Origin of the sequence: Streptomyces sp. ISL-12, from assembly GCF_018614415.1 — a bacterium.
Classification (GTDB): Bacteria; Actinomycetota; Actinomycetes; order Streptomycetales; family Streptomycetaceae; genus Streptomyces.
This window is the reverse complement of record NZ_JAGGOO010000098.1, coordinates 23,054-30,279: the sequence shown is the minus strand read 5'-3', so window position 1 is coordinate 30,279 and position 7,226 is coordinate 23,054. Positions and strand designations below refer to the sequence as shown.

Below are 7,226 nucleotides of genomic sequence, written 5' to 3'. Positions count from 1 at the left end.
CGACCCTGCGGGCCCGCAGGGAGTTGGGTGAGGACTACGACTCCGCGCTGGTGGAGTCGTTCCTGGAGAAGGTCGACCAGCGGATCGACGGCGCGGTCGAGCGGCGGGTGCGCCGGCAGTTCGCCGAGCGGCAGATGGTGTCGGCCCGGGACTCGCGGGCCCCCAGGGCCACCGACTCCTTCGGGGAGCGGTTCGGCTTCGGCATCGTCTCGCTGGTGCTGGCGGTCCCGCTGTCCGCGATCGGCGGGGGCGTCGCGCACCTCCCGGGACTGCTGGCCGCCTGGGCCGGCATCGTCGGGGTGAACGTCGTGCAGGCCGCCCGGACCAACCCGGGGCTGTTCCGCGGGCGCGGCCCCCGCGAGACCGACTGACGGCCGGTCTGGCCGGACGCACGGGAAGCGGGTGTGGGACGCGGCCCCCGCGAGACCGACTGACGGCCGGTCGGCCGGCCGGGAAGCGGGCGCGGGGAAAGTCATGCGCGGGGACCGCCGCACCCCCGTTGCCGGGGGGCGGGACGACGGCGGTCCCCGCGAGGGACACGGTGCCGGGTCAGGGACCGGGCGCCCGCGTCCTGGCGTCCATGGAGGTCCGGGAGCCGCTCCGGAGGTCCTTGGCGCCGTTCGGTGCCGGCCGGGACGGGGAGCCTCCCCCAGTGCTGAACGCCTGGGTGGTACCCCCACCGCCCTGCCGACACCCACCAATGTGCCTGACCTGTGTTAAGCGTGTGCTGCGCGAACGTGACGCCCGCGTACCAGTTCGGGAAGACCTGACCACCCGGCATCTACCGCGAGTTCGCCGCCGTCACCCGCCGTTCACCGGAGATTTTCCGCTACTTCCCCGAACCGGCCAGGAAGGCCAGCAGGTCCTGACGGCTCACCACACCGGTCGGCTTGCCCTCGACCAGGACGATCGCGGCGTCGGCCGCGCCGAGCACGCTCATCAGGTCCTCGACCGGCTCGCCGGAGCCGACCTGCGGCAGCGGCGCCGACATGTGCCGCTCCAGCGGGTCCTGGAGCGAGGCCCGCCGGGTGAACAGGGCGTCGAGCAGCTCGCGTTCCACCACCGAGCCGACGACCTCGGCGGCCATCACGTCCGGGTGTCCCGCGCCGGGCTTGACGATCGGCATCTGGGAGACGCCGTACTCGCGCAGCACCTCGATGGCCTGACCGACCGTCTCGTCCGGGTGCATGTGGACGAGGGAGGGGATGGCGTCGCCCTCCTTGTGGTTGAGGACGTCACCGACGCGGGCGCTGGGCCCGGAGTCGTCCAGGAAGCCGTAGTCGGCCATCCACTCGTCGTTGAAGATCTTCGACAGGTACCCGCGTCCGCTGTCCGGGAGGAGTACGACGACCACGTCGTCCTCGGTCAGCCGCTCGGCGACCCGCAGCGCGGCGACCACCGCCATGCCGCAGGAGCCGCCCACCAGCAGACCCTCCTCCTTGGCCAGGCGCCGGGTCATCTGGAACGAGTCCTTGTCGGAGACGGCGACGATCTCGTCGGCGACCTCGCGGTCGTAGGCGGTCGGCCAGAAGTCCTCGCCGACGCCCTCGACGAGGTACGGGCGTCCCGAGCCGCCGGAGTAGACCGAGCCCTCGGGGTCGGCGCCGATCACCTTCACCCGGCCGTCGCTGGCGTCCTTGAGGTAGCGGCCGGTGCCGGAGATGGTGCCGCCGGTGCCGACGCCGGTCACGAAGTGGGTGATCCGGCCCTCCGTCTGCTTCCACAGCTCGGGACCGGTCGAGTGGTAGTGGGAGAGCGGGTTGTGCGGGTTGGAGTACTGGTCGGGCTTCCAGGCGCCGGGCGTCTCACGGACCAGCCGGTCCGAGACGTTGTAGTAGGAGTCCGGGTGCTCCGGGTCCACGGCGGTGGGGCAGACGACGACCTCGGCGCCGTACGCGCGCAGGACGTTGATCTTGTCCGTCGACACCTTGTCCGGGCAGACGAAGACGCACTTGTAGCCCTTCTGCTGGGCCACGATGGCCAGGCCCACGCCCGTGTTGCCGCTGGTCGGCTCGACGATCGTGCCGCCCGGCTGCAGTTCGCCGCTCTGTTCGGCGGCCTCGATCATGCGCAGGGCGATGCGGTCCTTCACCGAGCCGCCCGGGTTGAAGTACTCCACCTTGGCCAGGACGGTGGCCCTGATGCCCTTGGTCACGCTGTTGAGCCGCACCAGCGGGGTGTTGCCGACGAGGCTGATCATCGAGTCGTGAAATTGCACCGTTGTCTCCGGATGCCGCAAATGTCTGGTGATGATGGTTCCGCCGGCCAGCCTATGGCCTGCCGACGCCGGGCGGCCCCGGGACGGTCGTTCACTGGCCGTTGAGATTGGACGACGGTCCGTACAGGGCAAGTAGGGGATGTACGGCTCGTGAGGAGGTGGCGGCGACGCATGACGAGCATGTCGAGGGCGAGGGTGGCCCGGCGGATCGCGGCCGGCGCGGCATACGGCGGCGGCGGCATCGGTCTGGCCGGCGCGGCGACGGTCGGTCTGCTGCTGGCGGAGGTGCAGCTGGCCAGGCGGCGGGTGGGCATCGGCACGCCCACCCGGGTGCCGAACGCGGAGGGACTGTACGGCGGGGCGTTCCCCACGGCCGGTGAGCCACCCCTGCGGCTGGTGATGCTGGGCGACTCCACGGCGGCCGGGCAGGGCGTGCACCGGGCCGGGCAGACGCCGGGGGCGCTGCTGGCGTCCGGGCTGGCGGCGGTGGCCGAGCGCCCGGTGGAGCTGCGGTCGGTCGCGCTGCCGGGGGCGCGGTCGGACGACCTGGACCGGCAGGTGGCGGTGGTGCTGGCGGACCCGGTGCGGCTGCCGGACGTCTGCGTGATCATGGTGGGCGCCAACGACGTGACCCACCGGATGCCGGCCACCTGCTCGGTGCGCCATCTGGCGGGGGCGGTACGGCGGCTGCGCACGGCCGGCGCGGAGGTGGTCGTGGGCACCTGTCCCGACCTGGGCACGATCGAGCCGGTGCGGCAGCCGCTGCGCTGGCTGGCCCGGCGGGCCTCACGGCAGCTCGCCGCGGCGCAGACCATCGGCGCGGTGGAGCAGGGCGGGCGCACGGTGTCGCTGGGCGACCTGCTGGGCCCGGAGTTCGCGCGCAACCCGCGGGAGATGTTCGGCCCCGACAACTACCACCCCTCCGCGGACGGTTACGCCACCGCCGCGATGGCGGTGCTGCCGACCGTGTGCGCGGCGCTCGGCCTGTGGCCGGCCGAGGAGGAGCGTCCCGACGCCTCCCGCCGCGAGGGCTTCCTGCCGGTGGCACGGGCGGCTGCGGAGGCCGTCGACGAGGCGGGCACGGAGGTCGCGGCGGCGATGCCGACGGGGCCGCGAGGACCCTGGGCACTGCTCAAGCGGCGGAGGCGGCGGAGGGTGCCGGAGCCGGTCCTGAACACCACGGTCCCCGACTGAAGCCCCTCCCACGGCCGCACGAGCACGTCACCACCGCGAGCACCACCACGCCCCCCCCACGGCGCGTCCCGAGCGCGGCCCCAGGGACGCGCCGCGCGCCGCGCGTCCCGGACGCGGCCCGGGCCGGGCGACACCGCTCAGCCGAGCCACGGACGCGGGCCCGTACGCCCAAGCCCAGGACCTGCCGTACACACAGCGTTCACCGCCTGAGCCGCCACCCGTAACCCGAACCACCCCCGGTCTGGGAAGGGTGGGCGGCTCTTGTCCTGTGACGTCGCTGTCAGGAGCCTGAGCCCGCGATGAAGAACCCGCTGCCGAGACCCACCGACCGCCCAGCGCCCGCCGGCGTGGACCGGGACCCCTGGTGGGACAACACCCGGTTCCTCTCGGCCACGCTGATCGTGGTCCTGCACACCATCGGCAGCATCATGAGCCGCCATGAGTCGCTGGCCGTCTTCCACGTCGCGACCTGGGCCTTCCGGGTGCCGGTCTTCGTCGTGCTGGCCGGCGTCTTCAGCAGCGCGGCCCCGCTCGGCCCGCGCCAGACCCGCAATCTGCTGCGCAGCATCGCGCTGCCCGCGCTCGTCTTCAGCCTGCTGTTCTCGCTGGAACAGCACGCCCTCGGCGGCCCCTTCAAGCTGTACGTCGCCCAGTTGCCGTGGACGCTGTGGTTCCTGATGTCGCTGTTCTTCTGGCGGCTGCTGCTGCCGCTGGTCGTCCAGTTGCGGCATCCCCTGCTGGTCACCACGGTGGTCGCCCTCGCGGTCGGGTACGTCGACGAGTTCGGGCTGACGTTCTCGGCCAGCCGCACCCTGGTGTACCTGCCCCTGTTCTACTTCGGCTGGCGACTGCGGCAGGGCTTGCTGCGGGACTGGTTCGAGGCCCGGTGGAGCCTGCCGGTCGCGGTGGCTGGCCTGCTCGGCTCGGGCGTCGTGGGCCTGCTGTGGCACGCGCAGATCAAGGGCACCTGGCTGTCGATGCGGCACGCCTACGTCGCCGACACCCCGCTGGGCATGGAGGGCGCCTGGCTGGTGCGGCTGCTGGTGCTGGGCGCGGCGGCGGGGCTGGTGGTGTGCCTGCTGAGGGTGATGCCGAAGCGGCGGGTGCCGCTGATCTCCGTGCTGGGGTCGGGCGGCTTCACCGTGTACCTGTTGCACCCGCTGGTCATCCTGCCGCTGCGGGAGAAGGGCCTGATCGAACGGGCGGACACCCGGCTGGAACTGGCCGCGCTGCTGGTGTTCGCGGTGACGCTGGCGGCGGCGCTGGCCTCGCCGCCGGTGCGCCGGCTGGTCCAGCCGCTGACCCGGCCGCCGGTGGACCGGCTGCTGTTCACCCGGCCGCCCGCCGCCGATCCGGCCGTCGGCCCATCGGCGCAGCCCTCCTCCGACACGCTAAGCAAGCGCTTGGAAAAGAGGCCTGCATCACACCACGATGACAGTGACCGGGAGCTTACCTACGGGTAATTTCCCCGTACGCCCTACCGTCGTCGTCTGGAGCCGTGATGCCCGAAGCCGTGATCGTTTCCGCCGCCCGCTCCCCCATCGGCCGTGCCGGCAAGGGCTCCCTCAAGGAGCTGCGCCCCGACGACCTGGCCGCCACGATCATCCAGGCGGCCCTCGCCAAGGTCCCGGAGCTGGACCCGAAGGACATCGACGACCTGATGCTCGGCTGCGGCCTGCCCGGCGGCGAGCAGGGCCACAACCTCGGCCGGATCGTCGCCGTGCAGATGGGGATGGACCACCTGCCGGGCTGCACCGTCACCCGGTACTGCTCCTCCTCCCTCCAGACCAGCCGCATGGCACTGCACGCCATCAAGGCCGGTGAGGGAGACGTCTTCATCTCGGCCGGCGTGGAGATGGTCTCCCGCTTCGGCAAGGGCAGCTCCGACGGACTGCCCGACACGCACAACCCGCTGTTCGCCGAGGCCGAGGCCCGCACCGCCGCGGTCGCCGCCTCCGAGGGGTCCACCTGGCACGACCCGCGCGAGGACGGCCTGCTGCCCGACCCGTACATCGCGATGGGCCAGACCGCCGAGAACCTGGCCCGCGCCAAGGGCGTCACCCGGCAGGACATGGACGAGTTCGGCGTCCGCTCGCAGAACCTCGCCGAGGAGGCCGTCAAGAACGGCTTCTGGGAGCGCGAGATCACCCCCGTCACGCTGCCCGACGGCACGGTCGTCAGCAAGGACGACGGCCCCCGCGCCGGCGTCACGATGGAGGGCGTCGCGGGCCTCAAGCCCGTCTTCCGCCCCGACGGCATGGTCACCGCCGGCAACTGCTGCCCGCTCAACGACGGCGCCGCCGCCCTCGTCATCATGAGCGACACCAAGGCCCGCGAGCTGGGCCTGACCCCGCTGGCCCGGATCGTCTCCACCGGCGTCTCCGGCCTCTCCCCGGAGATCATGGGCCTCGGCCCGGTCGAGGCGTCGAAGCAGGCCCTGGGCCGCGCCGGTCTCACCATCGGCGACATCGACCTGGTCGAGATCAACGAGGCGTTCGCCGCGCAGGTCATCCCCTCCTACCGGGACCTCGGCATCCCGCTGGAGAAGCTGAACGTCAACGGCGGCGCCATCGCCGTCGGCCACCCCTTCGGCATGACCGGCGCCCGCATCACCGGCACGCTCATCAACTCCCTCCAGTGGCACGACAAGCAGTTCGGCCTGGAGACGATGTGCGTCGGCGGCGGCCAGGGCATGGCCATGGTCATCGAGCGCCTCAGCTGACGTTCGGTAGCCCCTGAGGGACCCCCTGTGACCCCCGACCCGGAGCCCTGGAGACCCCAGGACTCCGGGCCGTTCCGTGACCCAAACTCCCCCAGGATGTGACCTATATCGCTCGCCCCGGTGATTTGCGCAGGTCAGGCCGGACCCACCGGCCTCACCTGCCCCGCCGGGACTCAAAGTCATGTCCGTTTCGTGACGTTACGCACTGACAGGGGCTCGGTCCGCCCATCAAGCTGATGTAGGAAGTCGGGGGTCGACTTTGAACCGGGAGTACGTCAGTGAGCGCCACATCGATCGCCCTGCTGCTCACCACGGCAGCCACCGGCGCCGTGGGCGTCGCGGTCCTGCGCAGCGTGCTGGTGCTGCGCCGCCAGGTCGCGGCCCTGCACACCGAACTGGCCGAGGGCAACGCCGCGGCCCTGCGCGGCCGGGTGCCCGCCGCCCGCACCGCGGCCGACACGGACGAGATACGCGCCGCCGTCGCCGCGGCGCTGGCCGAGGAACGGGAGCGGGAGCTGGCCGAGGCCCGCGCGTTCTGGGCCGCGCAGGAGAGCCGCGACGCCTCCGACGCCCCGCTGCTGCTGGGCTTCGCCGACAGCGAGCCGTTCCTGCCCCACCCGGCCGACCTGGCGGGGCTGGAGCCGGTGACGGAGCCGGGCGCGGACGCCGACGAGCCGTCCCCCGACTCCGCCGAGCTGGCCGCGGCCCGCCGCCGTCACCCCTCGCACCCGGACTTCGTACCGAACCCCTCCCCGGTGAACGACCACGAGCGCACCGTCACCGCCCTGGAGGAGCTGGCCGCCGGCCGCGTCGAGCTGGCGGACGTCCGCCCGGGCCCGCTGGGCACCCTCGACGTCTACGTCTTCGCCGACGGCACCACCCTGTGCATGACGCCGGGCCACCGCGAGACCGCGGAACGCCTGGCCGCCGCGCTGCGCGCGGGCGACACCCCGGTGCTGCTCGGCGGCTCCGGCGTCTCCGGCGCCTACGCCCTGACCTTCGCCTGCGGCGAGGAGAGCGTGTACGTACTGGCGGACCGCGTCATCGCGTCCCTCTAGGCACCGCGGGATCCCCGGCCGTCACCCTGTCCGG

General features: G+C 72.7%; 6 protein-coding genes. 5 read left to right on the top strand and 1 reads right to left on the bottom strand.

The annotated features are described in order from the left end of the window. The coding region (locus J7I94_RS25755) for a hypothetical protein (protein ID WP_215170521.1) at positions 1-371 on the top strand (371 nt) is incomplete at its 5' end. Between the two features lie 458 nt (positions 372-829). Here the strand turns inward: J7I94_RS25755 and J7I94_RS25750 are convergent. After that, positions 830-2,218 (bottom strand): cystathionine beta-synthase, encoded by a 1,389-nt coding sequence (locus tag J7I94_RS25750; protein ID WP_215170518.1) that lies wholly within the window; start codon positions 2,216-2,218, stop codon positions 830-832. Between the two features lie 171 nt (positions 2,219-2,389). Here J7I94_RS25750 and J7I94_RS25745 point away from each other — a divergent pair, with 171 nt between their 5' ends. From J7I94_RS25745 to J7I94_RS25730, 4 genes are all read left to right on the top strand, one after another. Further along, positions 2,390-3,412: an SGNH/GDSL hydrolase family protein gene (locus J7I94_RS25745; protein WP_215170517.1), complete on the top strand. Its 1,023-nt coding sequence runs from the start codon at positions 2,390-2,392 to the stop codon at positions 3,410-3,412. A gap of 299 nt (positions 3,413-3,711) precedes the next feature. After that, positions 3,712-4,875, top strand: a complete 1,164-nt coding sequence (locus J7I94_RS25740) for an acyltransferase family protein (protein ID WP_215170515.1) — start codon at positions 3,712-3,714, stop codon at positions 4,873-4,875. A 38-nt stretch (positions 4,876-4,913) separates the two neighbouring features. After that, on the top strand, positions 4,914-6,134 hold the full coding sequence (locus tag J7I94_RS25735) for an acetyl-CoA C-acetyltransferase (RefSeq protein WP_215170514.1): 1,221 nt from the start codon (positions 4,914-4,916) through the stop codon (positions 6,132-6,134). 278 nt (positions 6,135-6,412) lie between these two features. Further along, complete coding sequence (locus J7I94_RS25730) at positions 6,413-7,192, top strand: hypothetical protein (protein WP_215170512.1); 780 nt, start codon at positions 6,413-6,415, stop codon at positions 7,190-7,192. Positions 7,193-7,226: the final 34 nt, after the last annotated feature.